We start from the raw sequence: 17,620 nt of genomic DNA on the forward strand, positions 1-17,620 counted from the left end.
ATAACTTTTAAAATGGAGGCATGAATAATGGAAACAGTAAGTAAAAAGATCGATGTTAATCTTGATAAAACTTATGGTCCATATATCAACGGTAAAACTGTAGACCCTTTTATGGGTTATATTGATGCTATTAATGCTGCAAGCGGAAAATTACTTTCCAGGATTGGAAGAGGGGGGACCGAAGATATTGACAGTGCTGTCAAGGCTGCCAGGAAAGCATTACCAGACTGGTCCAATACTCGGGTCGAAGAACGTTCAGCGTTACTCCATAAAATAGCTGATGTTCTAGAAAAAAATCAAGAACGTTTAAAATTAATCGAATGTATGGATACAGGGAGAGCAATCCATGAGTTTGATTTGGATTATGAACTTGCTATATATCAATTCCGTTATTTTGCCTCTGCGATCTTAACATATGAAGGTACCTCGAGGCCTGTTGAGAATGGTTTTTTAATAACGAAGAAAGAGCCATTAGGTGTTTGCGCTCAAATTATTCCTTGGAATGTACCTATGATTATGACTTCCTTTAAGCTGGCTCCAGCTCTGGCTGCAGGAAATACGGTGGTATTAAAACCAGCAGAAGATGCGTGTCTTTCTATTATGGAATTTGCTAAACTCCTCGGAGAGATTCTTCCACCTGGAGTGGTTAATGTTGTACCAGGATATGGAACAGAAGCAGGGCAAGCACTAATTGATCACCCTGATATAGACAAGCTTGCATTTACAGGAAGCGTGGAAGTAGGTCGTCATGTAGGTAAAACAGCTGGAGAAAGAATTCTTCCTGTTACTTTGGAACTTGGGGGGAAAGCGCCACATATAGTATTTCCTGACGTGGATATTGATCGTGCAGTAGAAAATGCGACTTTAGGATACACTTTCTTTAATGGAGAAAGCTGTATTCTTGGTACACGCCTTCTAATTCATGATGATATCTATGATGAATTCATAGAAAAATTAATAGAAAGAGCAAAAGAAGTAAAAATTGGTGAACCAACAGACCCTTCCACTAGATTAGCATCCATTATTAATGAGAAACAAGGTAAGAGAGTACTTGGCTACTTTGATATCGCCAGAGAAGAAGGGGCGAAAATTCTATATGGAGGTAATCGGGTCACCGTACCGGGGTATGAGCATGGTTATTTTATTGAACCGACGATCATTGAAGCTGAACCTAAAATGAGAATAGCTCAAGAGGAGATTTTTGGACCAGTTGCCACAGTGACTCGTTGGAGTGAGGTAGAAGAAGTTATCAAAATGGCCAATGACGTTGAATATGGTTTGGCAGCCGGGATCATGACGGAAAATCTTGAGAAAGCATTAGACACAGCTAACAAGCTGGAGGCAGGGAGCGTATGGATTAATCAATACTTTAATTTTCAGTCAGGAGCACCGTTTGGTGGCTATAAAAACAGTGGTGTGGGAAGAGAATACAGTAAAGAAGCTTTAGATGCATATAGTCAGTCAAAGGCAATTGTGGCTGGTTATCAACTACCACCGAAAGGGCTTTTTAAATAAAGCGTCTTTACGAGTAGAGAGAGTATTTAACAGGGTGCTATTAACGCCACGTCTTCTTTTTTAAGATTGTATTCAATTTGTTCGCTTACATCATAAGCGTGATATATCTCGATGAGGCGATTTTATGATGAACTTTAATCCCCTCATCGAGCTGTTTTTTTCAGCATTCTATGAACTTCGGGCGATATGGTTTTGGTGATGGCCGCCGCGTAGTTCCGGACGGCTGTTTTTGAGGAAACGAGAAGATCCGTCGCAATAATCTCATCTGTAATCAGTGCTTTGTTTACTGATTTTATCAAGAATTCCTGACATTCTAATCAGCTTCCTTCTTATTTTTCCTCCTGACAATAACAAACTGAAACTCTTGGAGAGTACCTGTCTCTAAGGGTTTTTTATCGTGCGCCCGGCATGTCTGACAGCTAGGTGGTGAAAGTCCACTACGGGGGACGGAGGGGCGAACCCTCCTCCTACTTGATTTCCTCTCATCAGCAGCTCTTTTCAGGGTGTCCCTCTTACAGAGGGATTTTTTGTATTCCGCCAGGGAGTAAATATGCGGATGATCAGCTTAGCTTAGTGAAATTCTTTCAGATGGCCTTTTATTTTGTAAATATAAGGTCTTTTTTGTTGAAGCTATTTATTAATAGGTGACTACGAGCATTACTGAAGAGGAACGTGGGCAGTTAGAAGGTAGAGATGGATATAATTCAGGCGATGATGCGAACCGTGGATTCCGCCTGCATGTTGATTTACCATAAGCCGGCAGGTGAATTTGACGAATCGGCATATGATTATGATAGACTATCCTTAAATCAATATTTCGGGGGTAGAGGAATGAAAATATTCATCACACTGCTTATCGTTGCTTCAATTATTTCGTTCGTCATTGGATTAAAAAAGAAACATCGTAACATGACAATCATTTCTGGTGCAGCAAGTGTTGGCTTTCTTGTATTGTATATGGTTTTATTTCAGCTTTAACCTAGACGGTACTGGGAATAATATTGACCTGAAATTGGAAAACGTGTGAAGACATCATTGCAGTTTGTGTAATGGTGTTTTTTTAATGTAGAAAAGATCCTGCAAATTGATAAGCGGCTATAAGTAATGAGGAAAATGATCGGGTTAATATTGGGGAGTACTTGTTGTTACCTCCTTAACACTCATTCGGCCTTATTAGTACAAAAAATATCTGTTTTGTTGACCGCTACTGTGTAATACTATATAGTGGTAGTAAGTGTTACTGGATACCAGTTGTACAGAATAGGGAGAGGTGAATGAGCTGGTTAATCTAACAGAAATGCTCAAAGGCGTACTTGAGGGCTGCGTGCTTGAAATTATCAGCCGGAAAGAAACCTACGGGTACGAAATCACGAGGCAGCTGAATGATCTCGGTTTTACAGATGTTGTGGATGGGACGGTTTATACCATATTGGTGCGGCTTGAGAAAAACAAACTGGTGGAAGTTACGAAAAAGCCATCCGAAAAGGGGCCGCCCAGAAAGTTTTTCACGCTTAACGACGCGGGGCGTGAGGAGCTGAGGAAGTTCTGGGATAAATGGGAATTCGTTGCGTCGAAAATGAACGAGTTAAAGGAGGAGAAACAATGAATTTTTGGGAAAAAATAACGGGAAGCGATATGGAGAAAGAAATGAAACGCTTCGAATCGCGAGTCCAAAAGTTGCCTCCTGCGTATCAGGCGGCCTGGGAAGAGATCGACTCATGCATGTGGGAGCACGCAGATTTCACCGGTCGCAACCTCATGCCCATTCTTGACGGTGTGCTTGGTTTTCTCGAAGAAACAGCGGCGGAAGGACTAAGTGTCCAAGAGGCTTTAGGCAGCGATATTGAAGGATTCTGTTCAGCTTTGGCAGGCGTAAAAGGGGCAAAATCTTATCGGGATAAGTGGCGCGAGCAGCTCAACAATACGATCGCGAAAAAATTAGGTAAGTAGGAGGGTCACAATGAGCATAAGAGATATCATTGAAGGCAAAAAAGAGTGGCGGTCGCACGTTGCTCGAGTCAAAGCGCTCCCAAAGGATTATCAGATTGTTTATAAAGAAATTCAAAAATATTACTTTAAGGTTGGTCCTGTTGAGTTAACCGAAGGAACGGATCTTCTCTCGGGAATTATTGATCTTTTTGAAGAAGGTGCTGCCTCGGGCAAAGGTGTGCTCGAAGTGACGGGAAGTGACGTAGCGGCTTTCTGCGACGATCTGATCAAAGACTCAGAAACTTACGCTGACATCTATCAGAGATCTGCTGATGAGGAAGTGAACAAGGCCATGAAAAAAGTGATGAATAAAACAGAAAAACACAGGTGAGAAGACTGAAGACGGGTTTTCATAGGTCAAACAAGCCATTCACAAGCAAAACCACATGCGATTTCCCAGCCAGAAATCACATGTGGTTTTTATTGTTGTATCAGCGAATCATAATTTTACAAAACTGGAAATCACACAGTCATTCACATAGAGGGATTGGATATTTATGTTATTATGTATGATGTAAACATTTTACTGAGAGATTTTACCACGAGGAGTATCGTTGATAAGTGTCAGGAGGGTCATTCATTAAAAAAACCTACGTCTTTCTCATTATTATTTTAATTATCAACTCAAGTAGATATTTGACCTATTTAATAGAGGGGAACAACTCCCTTTATTACATTTCCATGTTCATTCTAAACATCATTGGTTTAGTAGTAATCTTAATTTCACTACTATTCAATAAGAAGTAATTAACAGCTGAAAGATTTCTATTCCTGCCGATGGTTTATTTTTTGTGAAAACGCGTGGGACTGTCAATTACTGTTTTGAACCTTACAGGTTAACCCGTTAAAAAGCAGATTCCCTGCTTTTTTTTAGGTAGGAACCGTCCCCTTTTGACCCATTTGTCCAAAAAGAAATGGAGAAATGTAATGGTGGTACCAGCCCCGGAACAGGCAAAAGTATAGTATTATTTACTGGTGAAAATAAAGTTCGTTGCGGGGGAACCATGAAAAAAATAATAAAAATCATTAGTATTGCCATCGTATTATTTATTGCTGCAGGTTATTTACTGAATGAGTTATCTCAGTCACGAACGTTCCAGTTCTTCGGAGGTTTGGTTACCAGTGTCGAGACAGACGAAAAAGTCGTTGCTTTAACCTTTGATGATGGTCCAGGGGAAAATACAGTGGAGATACTCGATATTTTAAGAGAGCATGATGTAAAAGCAACGTTCTACTTAACGGGGTATGAAATTGAGGAGCACTTTGACGATGCCGTTCAGATTGTGGAAGAAGGACACGAAATCGGGAATCACTCCTATTCCCATCAGAGAATGGTATTTAAATCCCCATCCTTTATTAAAGAGGAAATCGAGAGGACGGATGAGTTAATACGGGAAATCGGTTATGAGGGGGAAATCACGTTCCGTCCACCTTATGGAAGAAGATTAGTGCTGCTGCCGTATTACCTTTCCAGGGACGACAGGCAAACCATTTATATGGATATTGAACCGGAGTCCTATCCTGAAATTGCTGCTGAAGCAAGTGAAATTGAAAACCATGTTGCAGAAAACGTAAACCCGGGTTCAATCATTTTATTGCACGTGATGTACGAAAGCAGAAGAGAATCTCTCAATTCGGTAGAAGGGATTATTAATGAGTTAAAAGATGAGGGTTATACTTTTGTAACCATTTCGGAATTGCTGGCGTATGAAAATCAGGAATGAGATTACCTTGCGCTTTCGTGCAGGATCGATGATTAAGAGCTTGGAGAGGATGCCTCTCTGAGCTTTTTTATACTTGGCTTTGTTATTTTTCCTCCAACTGGCAACCTTTGTTCCCGGCTCGTGGTATAGTAATAAAAGACATGCATGGAAGGAGATGGTGTTTTATGGCTTACAAGTACAGAACTGAGATTGTAATCAACTGGGAGGTACTTGCTGAATAATTCATGCATATGAACCTCCCAAAAGCTGTATTCTTACTACACTTTAGGAGGAAGATTTTTGAACAATTACAAAACGAAAGAATTTGGTTTTACTGAAGAATGGGTTGAAAAAGCCCTTGAATACGAGGCCCTTCAAACAGGCAGGGTTTCCTCACTGGCTAAAGGTATTTATAAACTGATTACCGGACATGGTGACATCAACGCGGAACTTTCCGGAAAGTTCCGTTTTAGCGCTGCAGGTCCGCTTGACTATCCCACGGTGGGCGACTTCGTGATGCTTAAACACGAAGCAGGGAGTGCAATCATCCACCATGTGCTTCCCCGAAAGAGCGTGCTTACGAGAAAAGAAGCCGGTATGACGCAGGAAAATCAGCTGATCGCAGCAAACATTGACCGCATTTTCATCTGTATGTCACTAAACAGCGACTTCAATTTAAGGCGTTTGGAGCGTTATTTGACCATCGCGTGGGACAGCGGGGCGACCCCTGTGGTCGTGCTGACGAAAGCCGATCTCTGTGAAGATGTACCAGCGAAATTGGATGCCGTCTCGGACACAGCCTTAGGGGTTGATATTTTCGTGACGTCCTGTATGAGTGAAGATGGCTGGCATCCCGTAAAAGAATCGATAGCAAAAGGACATACTGTCGCTTTTATTGGCTCATCAGGAGTTGGGAAATCAACGTTAATAAACGCTTTGCTTGGTGAGGATCTGATGGAAACCGACGGGCTTCGAAATGATGATAAAGGAAGACATACAACAACGAGGCGTGAGCTGTTTGTGATGCCTGACGGCGTTATTTTGATCGATACACCCGGCATGCGCGAGCTCGGCGTGCAGTCTGTGGATCTTTCCCGGTCTTTTTCCGATATTGATGAGCTTTCTGCGGCTTGCCGATTTAACGATTGTCAGCACAACTCCGAGCCGGGATGTGCGGTAAAAGGAGCGATCACAGAGGGCAAAATAACCGAAGAACGCCTGCACAGCTATCGAAAGCTGGAAAGAGAAGCTGCCTACGCCGAGATGAGAGCGCGAAAACGCGAAGAGGAAAAAATCAAAAAGATGTTCGGCAGCAAAAGTGAAATGAAGAAAAAGCTCAGTGAAGTAAAAGCAAAAAACAGAAGATAAACAAGAAGAAGTGCCTGGAGACTTTACGCTCCGGCACTTCTTTTTACTGTAAAGGCTGTGTTAAAAACAGATGTTGATATGTATAGAGTTGACTGCAGCGAACGCGCGACACTTTCCACAGGATCCGCAGGGTGATTATTCACCCACTCTATTTGATGAATACTCCCTGTCTACTTTCCTTAAAATGGTTTTCAACGTAAACTGATAGTAGACAACCAGTAAAGTAAAAGCTTTAAAGGTCGTAGATAAGAGTGAGCTATGTGTGAGAAGAGAAAAGGGGCCACCACTGGTTAATTCGGGTACCTTGAGCAGTCAGTCATTATGGAAAGTGTTTTCAATTACAATTTCAGGCGGTGATAAGATGTATACAGTGAACTGGGGTGCTTTAGTAAACCTGTTAAAATCTTATTCTGTAATTATTGCAGGACTTGTATTTATGGTTGGTATAGTCGTATACATTGAAAAAGAGAAAGCAAGAAAAGAAGAAGAGCGTGATGAGGCGGACTACTGGGAAGCAGATGAATGAGGGGAAAAATGAGATTTGCGATATTTCTGGTCTCCGTTTTCATTTTAGCAGCGTGCACCAGTGGTTTAAGGGTTGATAGCAGTGAAGAAGCGCATGTATATGAAATGAAGAGTTTCAATGGGGTCGTTGATGAATCGAAACTAGTCATTAGAGACGAGAAAGTCATTGATGAGTTTATCAGCGCTTTCCGTGCTGCCAATAGACACAGAGGGGTTGTGGATATGGCGGATCCGGATTACAGAGTGGACCTTGGCAAAGACAGTTATTTTCTCTGGCTGGGTGAAAGTGCAGGGACTGTTATGGATACGGCTGATACCCATACAATCTACGAATTACCGGAAGGATCTGCTGAAAGGCTGCGTGTATGGTTAGAAGAGCAGGTGCTGGATGGATAAAGATAATAAAATACTTTAGGTCGAATGTGTTCAGTCAAAAAGAAGCTCAGTCAGTTCCCGGCTCGATTCTTCAGTTAAATCATAAATGGTTTCTGTGTCATTTACGTTCATAATCGTACCTGTTGTATTTTCCGCAGGCAGCCAGAAATGAAATCCATGCGGAGATTCGTCGTGGAGGATGATCTCGAAATCATAATCACCTTCAGCCATATCAACGGACCCATCAATCCTCTGGGAGGAGTTAATGGCTGTCAGAATGATGTTCAGTTCATCTTCCTGAGTAATGGTCAATGGATCCTCTCCATCGATTGAGCCGAAACGCTCAAATTCTGAAACATGAATTCGATCAACGTCATCAGCCTTATAGTTAAAGTCTCCTGTTGAACATGAAGATATAACCAGCAAATACATTGACACAAAACCGGTAAAGGCAATTTGTTTAATCATGGCAGGGTCCTCCTTTGTAAGCTGCGCTATTATGGAACTGGATACGGGGGATACTCAGCACTTGTATATATTTTCTCATCCCGTTAGTTCAATCTGATCTCCATTTTTCTACTCTTCGTCATCATCCCAATTGACTCATAAAATTCAATGGCAGATGTATTTTCCTCGGATACTCCCAATTCAACGCTATCAACTTTGAGGGTTCTTCCGAAATCAAAAACATATTTAGTGAGTTTTTTTCCGATACCTTTCTTTCTGTGTGCTTCAACCACGCACAGACTTTTGATATATAATACTTTCCTCGCTTTAACAAAAGTGTTTTCTGTTACTTCTTCTTCCTTTGTCACGACAGCACCAGCGATGTCACTTCCTATGGCAGCCACAAAAATATGCTGTTTATCATCAAGCAACTGGCTTTCAAAAAACTCCTGTTCGACTGGAGTGGAATTCTCTTTATACAGATCCGGTCTTACAGAAACGTGGAATTCATGAACCTGGCTAAATAAAGGTAACAAGGACTCGTAATCGACTTGCTTAGCGTTTCTAATCAATATATTCATTTGGTTCTCCCCCAATATTTTGCTCTTTACTTTAATCGAAACGGTATGTTCTTAAAAGGCGCCTCCGTCGTTACTTCTTCGTAAAAATCCCACATAACTCCTTCAGTTGTTACATTTAACTTACTGAAATCCCAGCCGTTTATTTTCCTACCTTAACGTAAAATTCCAGTTCATTCATACTTATACCTGCCTTTCAAGCCGGAAGGGAAGCGGGGGGATTGGTCAAACCATGCTCAGGACATTTTATTATTCCAATACCGGATCTGGTCCTCTATTTGTTCTCTTATCTGTATATTTTCGCTCTGCAGACTGAAGTAAAGCGTTTTATATAAGTTCAAGACATTCGTTTTTGTTCTGAAAAAGGTCAGCGAATACCCTTCTGTCGAGTGGACTTCTTCCAGCCTGGCTGAAATACTATTTATCCACGACTCCAGTACATCACACGAAATCCCTTTGTCCAGGAGAGAGTTGACGACTGCTGCCAGTCTCTCGTCTTCGTCGTCGATATAGGTGACACCGGGAAATAAACACGAGCTGATCGCATCGAGTGCAGTTTTATGATTGCTCGAATCGTATTCAGGGTGCTTGACACATGCATCGAGTAAATCCGCACCGTGGGCAATGGCGTGAGCCCACCCCTTCCCCTCAACAAAGCCCCTTGTATCTTTTTCCGAATTCATATAGAGAATCGCTTTATTAATGACATCCTCAATCTCTTTTTGTGACAGGAGCATCAGATCACGGTCCCTGGTCATCAAAGCGGCTATAAGCAGTGATGAAAATGACCGGGTAAACACGGAATCACTGCTGGTGTCCCCGATGCTGAAAAACAAATGATTCTCGTCGAGACATGTATGCAGCATCGTTCGGAACTGTCTGCTCGTAATTTTGTTATTATAAATCCACTCCGCGAAGGTGGAATAAATCAGTTCGTCCCTTAACTCGGAATCGATCGATCCCACGTTACTGAGCATTTCACCGATTAAATTGTCACCGGGAGTGCCGCAGTCCTTCTCCTTTTTTAACGCCTGTAAACGCTGCTTTAAATGCATGCCTCCAGCTCCTCCATTACATCTATTGCGGATGATTCCTTCTATAGATTAACATAAATTTCCTAATATTCTTTCGGAATCATCTATCTCACAATTAATATGTTAAAATTTTCATGTAATGTAAAGGGGAAGTAATAAGCTGAGGGGGTGGATCGCATTTGGAGAAGTGGAAAACTGTAAAGTCGACGTATTTGCATAAAAGTCCATTCGGGAATATCAGAAAAGATCAATGCGAACTTCCTGATGGCGCTGTAATCGACGAGTATTACGTGAATGAATATCCGGATTGGGTCAATGCAGTGGTATTAACCAGGGAAAACAGGATTGTCCTGGTCGAACAGTACCGTCATGCCGGGGGAGATTTTTACCTCGAAGTGCCTGCCGGGAAAAAAGAAGACAATGAAACACATGAGGAAGGGCTGATCAGAGAAGTAAAAGAAGAGACAGGATACGTTTCTTCCAAAGAACCAATTCTGCTGGGTGAATTCATGGTCAACCCGGCGACACAGACCAATAAAGTAAAGACCTATCTGATCGTGGAAGCGTATAAGGCCTATGAGCAGGATCTGGATGTAACGGAAGATGTGAGAATCAGACTGTTTGATTTTGAGAGCTTTGGAAGTCTAATCACCACAAATCAGATCAGGACTCAGCTGTTTACGGCCCATGCTTACTATATGGCCCGGAATTATGTCTTGGAAAAACAGATAAATAAATAATTTGATACTTATTCATTTTGGGGGCAGAGGCCTGAAACGGGATCTTTTAAAGATTATGGAAATCGTTAGTCCGCTTAACCGATCCTCTCCCTAATAAACACAGAAAAAAGCAGGGACAGAGACGGTTTAGCGAACGGGAATCCAAACGGGTCATAGTGGCATCGATAAATCGCTTGCTTTCCGCAGAAAGCAGGTGAGACCCCGTGTGCTGCGCAATACGGGGTCTCACATTTACTTTTCATCCGAAGACACTGAAAAAATTGTTTTGGGCTTTTCAGTAACCCTCTTTTCATCCTGCAGATACCGAGGTTTGTGTATTGTTCGGAATCTCAGCTAAACACCGCTTTATGTCCCAGCTCCATTGATTTCCCCAGGTACACGGAGCTCAGCTACCCAAAGCCATCCCCCTCAGGCCTCCATACCATCGCACTCCTCACTCTGATTTTCATCTCCAACGCCTCCTTTTCCTATTAATCATAATCAAAATTCCTCTTCTTACATCATGCGAAAATATTCACCTTGACGTACACGCTGCTTTTCCATTCGTCTGCACACCCGTTCATAATGCTGCTCGCGCTCAATTTCTTTTCTGCTGTAGGGATGACGCGTAATGGATACCGTGTAGTGAAACAGTGTAAATAACATACCTTATCACCTCCTTTTTTTACTTCCTCAATCATGATTTTTGTTAAGGTAACCGAACTCCCCGCTGGCTTTTCGCACCTGGCAATGCCCCATCTATACCAGGTAGGGGTATTTTAGGAGGCACTAAAAAGCACAGGCTGATCCGTCGGCCTGTGCACAGCACGTTAATAACATTAAAATGCACAGACCCCTCATCGGCCTGTGCATCATTTTGCCATTTGGTTAAAAAACCATAGCAAATTTATACGATCTCACAGAAGTCGCCCGATGATCCGTTATGAAGTTTTACAGTTGAAATCATTTTTACCTGCATCATGGGGACGACCTCCTTTCGTTTTTGTTGGTTAATTTCGGTTATCCACTTTCCATGTTATAACACTTTATGGGAAATGCAACCGATTTTCGTGTGTGAAAATGTGTAATAATTTTACAAATGCATGTCATGCTTTCCGTCGTCCTTTTGCCAGGGATGTTATGGAGAAGTGGAGAATAGGTGAAGAAGAATTATATATAAAGATAATTTAAATAACGGGGAGCTTTATTAAAGCAGGCTGCCGCTCCTCTTACGGACTGACGTGGAGAAAGCGAATTTGCTGGGCATGAGAAAGATTGTAAATTTAATAGAAAGGGGAGGGGAAGCCACGATGCAAAAAACAGTTTTATTTATTCATAGTGCCGGACCGCAAGGTGGAGGAGAAGGAAGCAGCAATCTGTCAGCGTATTTGCAAAGAAGACTCAGGTATCAGTATCACTTTGTTTGTCCAGAGATGCCTAACCCGGAGAATCCCGAATATACCCTATGGAAGAAACAGCTTGAAAAAGAACTGGATAAGCTTAACGGGGAGGTAATTTTAGTTGGTCATTCATTGGGAGGATCTGTTTTATTAAAGTACCTTTCCGAGGAATCATCAAATCTGACTTTCTGTGGTTTGTTTATCATTGCTTCACCATACTGGGGGTTGGATGAAGATTGGCAGTTGAAAGATTTCATGCTCCAGAGTAATTTCCAGAAAAGTCTGCCCGCAATACCCAACCTGTTTCTTTACCACAGCCGCGACGAAGTGATCGTACCTGTTAAACATCACAAAACCTATTCGGAAAAACTTCCGCAAGCATCCTTACGGGAACTTGAAGGCAATCAGCATTTGTTTCATAATGGCTTACCTGTACTGGTGAATGATATAAAGAGATTATAGGGAATTCGGGAATGATCCCATTAAGCACGCCAATTGGGCACTCATCAAAAAAACACCCTGCCTCCAGTGGTTCACCACTAAAGGCAGGGTGCGTTACGTTCCGGAAATTATTAAGATGATTTTACCCAATAAGCTGCTTTACCTTCAGAGGGAGAAGGTGGGAATTGATCTCCTTCATTTAAGCTTATTTCGGTATTGTCATCTGCTTTATTTCCACTTTCAAGCTGGTCTACTTTATAGTTGCCGGATTCTGGAGCTTTTTCCCCTGTTTTAAACTGTTTGTCTGCCATCGTTATACACCTCCGCAGTTTTTTTATTGTTACTTGTTCCTTTGGCAGTCATATACTCTCTTAATGCCGTAAATCCTTTATCCACCACCTTTCCTGGATTCTTGTTTTACGTTAATCTCATTTACTTTTTCTGACCCCTTCAAACACCATTCAGGCTTCTTATTCATAATTCCTACATTTGTCTTGCTTGCTTATAATGGTTACCCCTAACGGCGTGGCGACCAAGTATCAGAACAATGATCCTGCGTGGATTCAATTGTTAGAGAGCATCCATCTACAGCGAAACGACAGGATGAGAAAAGGGAATTTAATTCCAAATACAGAAACATATGATACGCTTGGATTATCAGAATTCACCAAATAACAGCAAGAAGGATATTTTGGTATTTTGCAGTTACAGGAGGTGTACAGTGAAGACTAAATTACTTAGTTATCCTATGATAGCAGCTTATGGAGGTTTTACAGCAGTGCTTTTGGGTAGTGTGCGTGACGGCGACGCGTTATTGGGTAGTGTGGTGTATGGCTTAATCCTGGGGGTGCTGTTCTTTGTGGCAGCTTCTTTCGTAGAAAAGAGGATCGTAAAACATAAAAAGTCAGGGTGAGAGCTTTGGCTTTTCGTTGTAAAAAAGTATAACAACGGCGTTTTATAGTGTTAAATCAGAGTTTCTCGTTGGATAAGGATTTGGTCATTCGTTTTATTGAATTGTTTCAGGAGAAGGAGTTGATAGAGTCAAAGAATTATATGAAAGCCCCGTCTCCCTGCTTTTATGGTGAATACCTATACACTGAGGGAATATAATTTACTGCAAAAGATCAGAAACAGCCTGTTTTAAAATAGCAGGTGAAAGCAGGGGGAGGAATCTGTGGGGAGATTGGATCCTGAAAAGCTTTATGTGGAATTCAGATCGGGTGTGACCACAGCGGAACCGGTACTGGGACGAAAATATACATTGACTCACTCTGATCTGACAGCTGAGCTGTTCCTGACTATAGGTCTGAAATTTGCATACGACCAAATCACCAGTATGAGGGATGAGGTTCTGGCAGAATGGAGAATGTCCAGTTCGGGCCTGTTTCTTTACGTCTACGTTTATGTAGGCAACTTTGGTCCGGCCGTAAACGCAGTACGCAATGCTGTCTTCAGGAGGGAACTGCCGCTGGCGCTTGAAGCCATCGTCTATGGAGACAATCAGTTTTTTGCTGTACACCCGCACTTAAATCATGCACCCATATGGATCTATTTTGATTCAGCAGATCCGGGCTATACCCAGTTTGAATACTGGGGAACACCTTTAAATTATCAGTAGGGAAAAACGAAGCAAGATCAAAATTCACCGATTCACGAAAGCTTTCACACTGTGTGAAAGCTTTTTTGACATTCGGCGGCCGGCAGATTATCCCTTCCCTTTCGCCTACACGCACTTACTCCAAACTTCAGCACCAGGCTCATCGAGCAGAAAGAATGTAAGTTAAAGCGTGTGGCAATTATAGAAGAAGTACGCATCGTCGCTCAGTATACATGCAAAAGGGGAATGGTTATAAATGTTCTTCACCGCCGGAAAATGTGCATATCGCTCTCTCTATCCGGGTCAGCGTGCAGCGGAATAATACAACAAACTTTCCGAAAACCGCTTTTTAGGAATGAAAATTCATTGCCCTTTTGGAATCTGTACTATGTTGTCATCTATTTCGAACACAAAAATTTCTGCAGTGTTTTCGATAAGTTTGACTTTTCCGTAATGCAGCTGCCTATGGTGATTAGCGCAGACCGTAATAAGGTTATACGATGACAATAAACCCGCCTGCAGTGTAGATACAGGAATAACATGGTGAGTCTCAATGTAATATTCACCATCTGGCTTCTTAAATGAATATGGATTCAACCCCAGACTATCACAAATCTGGCATTTAAAGTTTGTTTTTCGTTTGAACTCTTGTGCAATGCTGCCTCTTTCTATATATTTACTGACTCTCTGTTTTACAAGGGGTACGGCATCAGCGTATTTTTCCTCCAGTAATTTAAGACTCGTTTGATTTCCTTCCTGGAAATCAAATTCCAAGGTATCCAAGCCTCCAACTTTACTTAACAGATTTTCAAATGCTGAGGGGTTTAACGGCATAGTAGAGCCTTGCTGTCCCTTGACCAGATGTTTATCAGACACTTCTGCTGATAAGTTCAGCTGCTCCAGTAAAACAGGGTTATGGAGTAGATTTTTAAGGCAGCGAATACTAACTCTAAGCCTGTCCTCTTCGTCTTCTTTTTCATCTTCCCCATACTCTTTTTTAGTACTTTTCATAAGTTTAGGCACGTCTAATATTTCTACAATTGCGTACACGCCTCTTTTTAAACGAGGGCGGTTTTGAAGTTCAGCTTTAGTTCTTTTATCATAACCGACTCTCACGACCCCCAATTGTCCTTTATTGAAGTAATCTTTATGATGTTTAGAAATTGAGAAGTTATCTATTACAGTTGAGGATGACAAGAACTTGTCTATGTGCCATTTCTTTGGATTACAAAAAAAGGTCCAATAACCTGTTGGTTCAATCATAGAAAAACCTCCTGGCCAGGAATGTTATGTAGAAATTACAGGATAAAAAGACGGCTACTTTATTTTTGAACAGCCGTCTGCCGTATATAATGATCTTGTTTATGTTTAAATATGCCCTTTATGGTTAAAGGCACACTCCCAACTTCATTGAGGCTATTGCAGCATTACCGGCCGGGTGAACTCCCTGTTTATTCTGGGCTTGTACCTGGTGAATCGAGGGCTGATTCACACAAAAAAGGACAGACAGAGTCATCCTCCGCCTGTCCTTTACAGGTTACATTACTTCGGAAAAGTTGCTTTTAGATAGAATATGAAACGAAAGGCGGCGACTCCGGCGGGAAGAGCAGGAGCAGAAGACCCTGCAGGGACGAGCGTTTACATCTTGAGTTTGCTTCGAGCTGCTTCGACGCAGATGCTTCGGAGCAATTCGGGCAGAGGAAGAAGCATGGTAACTACTCTGCTGGCTGATGCCCTGCCCGCGGAAAGCGTCCGCCTGTAGTGGAGATAGCTTAAGTCTTCCCGAAGATAGCTTTTATTTTACAGGTGCCTCCAGCGCCACGTCTGCTTTTTTAAGGTCATGGTCGATCTGCTCGCTCACATCATAAGCGTGATACATCTCGTTTTCGATCATGTACGTGGCGATTTTGTGATGGGCTTCGATCGCCTCGTCGAGCTGCTTTTTCAGCATTTTATGAACTTCAGGCGATGCGGTTTCGGTGATGGCCACCGCGTAGTTCCGGACCGCTGCTTTTGAAGACACGAGAAGATCCGTCGCTATAACCTCGTCGTTAATCAGTTCCTTGTTATTGATCTTATCAAGAATTCCTGACATTCTGCTCAGCTCCTTTCCTATTTTGCCTCCTGTAGAATTCCTTTCAGTTCTTCCACTGCTTTCTGCGACAGTTTTGCGTCCTCTTCAAGAAGCTCCTTCAGTTTTTTGTCCGAAGCCAGCCCCTGCATCATGGAGGACTTCACCGCACACGCGGATTTCACCGTCAGCATTTCGTGCACTTCCAGTAACTCGTGTGGAGCGTATTTTTTATCAGCCACACAGACACCTCCCTGTCGTCTTGTCCCTTTACGGATACCACGTGTACCTTCAGTGAAACCGGAATTTATTTCGTGACGGGAAAAACAGGACGTTAGGAATGGGACAAACCGTTTATTTTCAAGCTGAACGACAGGAAAGGTTTGAACACGGCGGTTACGGTGCAAAAAAAGAACACAACCACAAATAAGGAGGAGATGGACATGGAACATGTAAAACCTTTAGCGATTAAAGCAGTCGCTGCCCTTTCAGTCCTGTTTGTCGTCCTTGGCCTCGGGTACGGGGTTTCCTTTGTGAATGTTTTACTCATCACTTTAGTACTGGGTGCTGTTTCATATCTTGCAGGTGATCTGGTCATTCTGCCTAAGACAAATAACATCATTGCCACGCTGTCCGACGCTGTCGTAACCTTTCTCGTTGTCTGGCTCATGGGGATGGCGCTAGCCGGCGGTGCTTTCCTGGTACCGGCCATTGTCACGACCGTGCTGATCGGTGTATTTGAATTCTACTTCCACATCTACATTGCGAATTCAAAGATCGGCCTGAACTCGCCGAGCGGAAAAAGCTGGGAGACAACGACCGATAACGGCTAATTTCAGTGGAACTGGAAGAGGGCAGGGGATTCGTTCCCGTGCCCTCTTTCACTTTTATGGCGGGATTGTGCCAGGGGCAAAACCGGAGAGACCCGGACTCATACCACCGGCTTATTCGTTGATCCACGTAATAGGTACTTCCCTTCTTGAATCTGGGGGAAAATAGAAATTTATAAGGGGGTCTGTAAGCCTAAAGCCCCTTTTTTGTTCAAACTGTTTTATCTTTTTTAAAAAAAAGGAAGTCCCTCAAGTGAATAGAGCAAAAAATAACTAGGAGGTTTGACAGATGGCAAATTACAACGTGAGATTTCATTTTAGTAACGATCATTACGACACAATGAAAATTAATGGAGAGTCGAAAGAGGATATCATTTCCCAGATAACGGCCGTAGATGAGCAGTGGCTGATTCATGGCAAAACACACGAAGCTGTCAATTTAAACCTGGTAACGTCTATTGAGTTTGTAGACGAAGAGGACGACGAATCATCTGAAGACGAATCATCAGAACAAGGTGAAGGTGAACAGGAGGCTGCTGCCTCAAGAGAGGAAGATTACGAAGAAGAATCCGAGGAAGATGCTGAGGAATCTGAAGAAGAATCGGAGGAACAGGAAGAAACAGAGGAATCTGAAGAGGAATCTGAGGAACAGGAAGAAACAGAGGAATCTGAAGAGGAATCAGAAGAACAGGAAGACACGGAGGAATCTGAAGAGGAATCTGAGGAACAGGAAGACACCGAAGAATCAGAAGAAGAATCAGAGGAACAGGAAGACACTGAGGAATCTGAAGAGGAATCAGAGGAACAGGAAGACTCTGAGGAAGAAACCGAAGAAGAGGAAGACGATAAAGAAGATAATAAGGGAAAGAAAGAAAATTCCGGTTCTAAAAAGAACAAAACGAAGAAGAAAACCAAGGCCAAGTAAAAATTCTTAAAACCTTGGCATCGAAGCACAATTACCGAAAATCCGTAACAAAGACGGACAATAACAGTAATAAAACCCTTGGAGATCTACTGTCTCTAAGGGT

At 42.4% G+C, this 17,620-nt stretch carries 24 protein-coding genes and 1 pseudogene; 16 read left to right on the forward strand and 9 right to left on the reverse strand.

All coding sequences use genetic code 11. From position 1 onward, the window contains the following. Positions 1–27: 27 nt before the first annotated feature. Positions 28–1,515, forward strand: a complete 1,488-nt coding sequence (locus FGB90_RS14630; protein ID WP_138811582.1) for an aldehyde dehydrogenase family protein — start codon at positions 28–30, stop codon at positions 1,513–1,515. Positions 1,516–1,658: 143 nt separating this feature from the next. On the opposite strand, the gene FGB90_RS20010 is transcribed toward FGB90_RS14630, so the two are convergent. Beyond that, on the reverse strand, positions 1,659–1,814 hold the full coding sequence (locus tag FGB90_RS20010) for a spore coat protein (RefSeq protein WP_246056195.1): 156 nt from the start codon (positions 1,812–1,814) through the stop codon (positions 1,659–1,661). A gap of 394 nt (positions 1,815–2,208) precedes the next feature. Here FGB90_RS20010 and FGB90_RS14640 point away from each other — a divergent pair, with 394 nt between their 5' ends. The 8 genes from FGB90_RS14640 (at position 2,209) to FGB90_RS14675 (ending at position 7,496) form a co-directional block, all read left to right on the forward strand. Continuing rightward, positions 2,209–2,493, forward strand: coding sequence for a hypothetical protein (locus FGB90_RS14640; RefSeq protein WP_138811583.1), 285 nt, complete (start codon positions 2,209–2,211; stop codon positions 2,491–2,493). A gap of 319 nt (positions 2,494–2,812) precedes the next feature. Continuing rightward, the gene (locus FGB90_RS14645) at positions 2,813–3,121 is read left to right on the forward strand and encodes a PadR family transcriptional regulator (protein ID WP_138811685.1); all 309 of its coding nucleotides are present in this window, start codon (positions 2,813–2,815) and stop codon (positions 3,119–3,121) included. Further along, a complete protein-coding gene (locus FGB90_RS14650; protein WP_138811584.1) occupies positions 3,118–3,465 on the forward strand; it encodes a DUF1048 domain-containing protein in 348 nt (115 codons plus the stop codon). The genes FGB90_RS14645 and FGB90_RS14650 overlap by 4 nt, the downstream gene beginning before the upstream one ends. A gap of 10 nt (positions 3,466–3,475) precedes the next feature. After that, positions 3,476–3,835 (forward strand): DUF1048 domain-containing protein, encoded by a 360-nt coding sequence (locus FGB90_RS14655; protein WP_138811585.1) that lies wholly within the window; start codon positions 3,476–3,478, stop codon positions 3,833–3,835. Between the two features lie 673 nt (positions 3,836–4,508). Continuing rightward, positions 4,509–5,228, forward strand: coding sequence for a polysaccharide deacetylase family protein (locus FGB90_RS14665; RefSeq protein ID WP_138811587.1), 720 nt, complete (start codon positions 4,509–4,511; stop codon positions 5,226–5,228). A gap of 279 nt (positions 5,229–5,507) precedes the next feature. Then, positions 5,508–6,575 (forward strand): ribosome small subunit-dependent GTPase A, encoded by a 1,068-nt coding sequence (gene rsgA, locus FGB90_RS14670; RefSeq protein WP_138811588.1) that lies wholly within the window; start codon positions 5,508–5,510, stop codon positions 6,573–6,575. Between the two features lie 361 nt (positions 6,576–6,936). After that, positions 6,937–7,101 carry a hypothetical protein gene (locus FGB90_RS19760; RefSeq protein ID WP_171051852.1) on the forward strand — a complete coding sequence of 55 codons (165 nt, stop codon included), beginning with the start codon at positions 6,937–6,939 and terminating at the stop codon, positions 7,099–7,101. Positions 7,102–7,109: 8 nt separating this feature from the next. Next, the gene (locus tag FGB90_RS14675) at positions 7,110–7,496 is read left to right on the forward strand and encodes a YhfM domain-containing protein (RefSeq protein WP_138811589.1); all 387 of its coding nucleotides are present in this window, start codon (positions 7,110–7,112) and stop codon (positions 7,494–7,496) included. 30 nt (positions 7,497–7,526) lie between these two features. Here FGB90_RS14675 and FGB90_RS14680 read toward each other — a convergent pair whose 3' ends face one another. The 3 genes from FGB90_RS14680 to FGB90_RS14695 all read right to left on the reverse strand — a co-directional run bounded on the left by FGB90_RS14680 (position 7,527) and on the right by FGB90_RS14695 (position 9,555). Next, a complete protein-coding gene (locus FGB90_RS14680) occupies positions 7,527–7,943 on the reverse strand; it encodes a YhfM domain-containing protein (protein ID WP_138811590.1) in 417 nt (138 codons plus the stop codon). Between the two features lie 83 nt (positions 7,944–8,026). Further along, the gene (locus FGB90_RS14685; RefSeq protein ID WP_138811591.1) at positions 8,027–8,503 is read right to left on the reverse strand and encodes a GNAT family N-acetyltransferase; all 477 of its coding nucleotides are present in this window, start codon (positions 8,501–8,503) and stop codon (positions 8,027–8,029) included. 233 nt (positions 8,504–8,736) lie between these two features. After that, positions 8,737–9,555: a DUF2785 domain-containing protein gene (locus FGB90_RS14695; RefSeq protein WP_138811592.1), complete on the reverse strand. Its 819-nt coding sequence runs from the start codon at positions 9,553–9,555 to the stop codon at positions 8,737–8,739. A 158-nt stretch (positions 9,556–9,713) separates the two neighbouring features. Between FGB90_RS14695 and FGB90_RS14700 the strand changes: the two genes are divergently transcribed. After that, positions 9,714–10,274, forward strand: coding sequence for an NUDIX hydrolase (locus FGB90_RS14700; protein ID WP_138811593.1), 561 nt, complete (start codon positions 9,714–9,716; stop codon positions 10,272–10,274). A 495-nt stretch (positions 10,275–10,769) separates the two neighbouring features. On the opposite strand, the gene FGB90_RS14705 is transcribed toward FGB90_RS14700, so the two are convergent. Next, positions 10,770–10,919 carry a YrzI family small protein gene (locus tag FGB90_RS14705; protein WP_138811594.1) on the reverse strand — a complete coding sequence of 50 codons (150 nt, stop codon included), beginning with the start codon at positions 10,917–10,919 and terminating at the stop codon, positions 10,770–10,772. Between the two features lie 644 nt (positions 10,920–11,563). Between FGB90_RS14705 and FGB90_RS14710 the strand changes: the two genes are divergently transcribed. Further along, on the forward strand, positions 11,564–12,115 hold the full coding sequence (locus FGB90_RS14710) for an alpha/beta fold hydrolase (RefSeq protein ID WP_138811595.1): 552 nt from the start codon (positions 11,564–11,566) through the stop codon (positions 12,113–12,115). 110 nt (positions 12,116–12,225) lie between these two features. On the opposite strand, the gene FGB90_RS14715 is transcribed toward FGB90_RS14710, so the two are convergent. After that, positions 12,226–12,405: a YjzC family protein gene (locus FGB90_RS14715; protein WP_138811596.1), complete on the reverse strand. Its 180-nt coding sequence runs from the start codon at positions 12,403–12,405 to the stop codon at positions 12,226–12,228. A gap of 208 nt (positions 12,406–12,613) precedes the next feature. Between FGB90_RS14715 and FGB90_RS14720 the strand changes: the two are divergent. The 3 genes and pseudogenes from FGB90_RS14720 to FGB90_RS14730 form a co-directional block, all read left to right on the forward strand. Beyond that, a pseudogene (locus FGB90_RS14720) lies at positions 12,614–12,769 on the forward strand (IS1595 family transposase); the annotation flags it as partial. Between the two features lie 46 nt (positions 12,770–12,815). Then, the gene (locus FGB90_RS14725) at positions 12,816–13,007 is read left to right on the forward strand and encodes a hypothetical protein (protein WP_138811597.1); all 192 of its coding nucleotides are present in this window, start codon (positions 12,816–12,818) and stop codon (positions 13,005–13,007) included. A 261-nt stretch (positions 13,008–13,268) separates the two neighbouring features. Then, the gene (locus FGB90_RS14730; RefSeq protein WP_138811598.1) at positions 13,269–13,712 is read left to right on the forward strand and encodes a staygreen family protein; all 444 of its coding nucleotides are present in this window, start codon (positions 13,269–13,271) and stop codon (positions 13,710–13,712) included. Between the two features lie 342 nt (positions 13,713–14,054). On the opposite strand, the gene FGB90_RS14735 is transcribed toward FGB90_RS14730, so the two are convergent. The 3 genes from FGB90_RS14735 to FGB90_RS14745 form a co-directional block, all read right to left on the reverse strand. After that, positions 14,055–14,954, reverse strand: coding sequence for an HNH endonuclease (locus FGB90_RS14735; protein ID WP_138811599.1), 900 nt, complete (start codon positions 14,952–14,954; stop codon positions 14,055–14,057). 532 nt (positions 14,955–15,486) lie between these two features. Next, the gene (locus FGB90_RS14740; RefSeq protein ID WP_138811600.1) at positions 15,487–15,786 is read right to left on the reverse strand and encodes a spore coat protein; all 300 of its coding nucleotides are present in this window, start codon (positions 15,784–15,786) and stop codon (positions 15,487–15,489) included. A gap of 17 nt (positions 15,787–15,803) precedes the next feature. Beyond that, positions 15,804–16,004: a hypothetical protein gene (locus FGB90_RS14745; RefSeq protein ID WP_138811601.1), complete on the reverse strand. Its 201-nt coding sequence runs from the start codon at positions 16,002–16,004 to the stop codon at positions 15,804–15,806. A 201-nt stretch (positions 16,005–16,205) separates the two neighbouring features. Between FGB90_RS14745 and FGB90_RS14750 the strand changes: the two genes are divergently transcribed. Both FGB90_RS14750 and FGB90_RS14755 read left to right on the forward strand, forming a co-directional pair. Continuing rightward, positions 16,206–16,595: a DUF2512 family protein gene (locus tag FGB90_RS14750; protein ID WP_138811602.1), complete on the forward strand. Its 390-nt coding sequence runs from the start codon at positions 16,206–16,208 to the stop codon at positions 16,593–16,595. 286 nt (positions 16,596–16,881) lie between these two features. Further along, on the forward strand, positions 16,882–17,517 hold the full coding sequence (locus FGB90_RS14755; RefSeq protein ID WP_138811603.1) for a hypothetical protein: 636 nt from the start codon (positions 16,882–16,884) through the stop codon (positions 17,515–17,517). The last annotated feature ends 103 nt before the right edge of the window (positions 17,518–17,620 follow it).

The organism is Alteribacter natronophilus (genome assembly GCF_006007885.1).
In the GTDB taxonomy this organism is placed as follows: domain Bacteria; phylum Bacillota; class Bacilli; order Bacillales; family Salisediminibacteriaceae; genus Alteribacter; species Alteribacter natronophilus.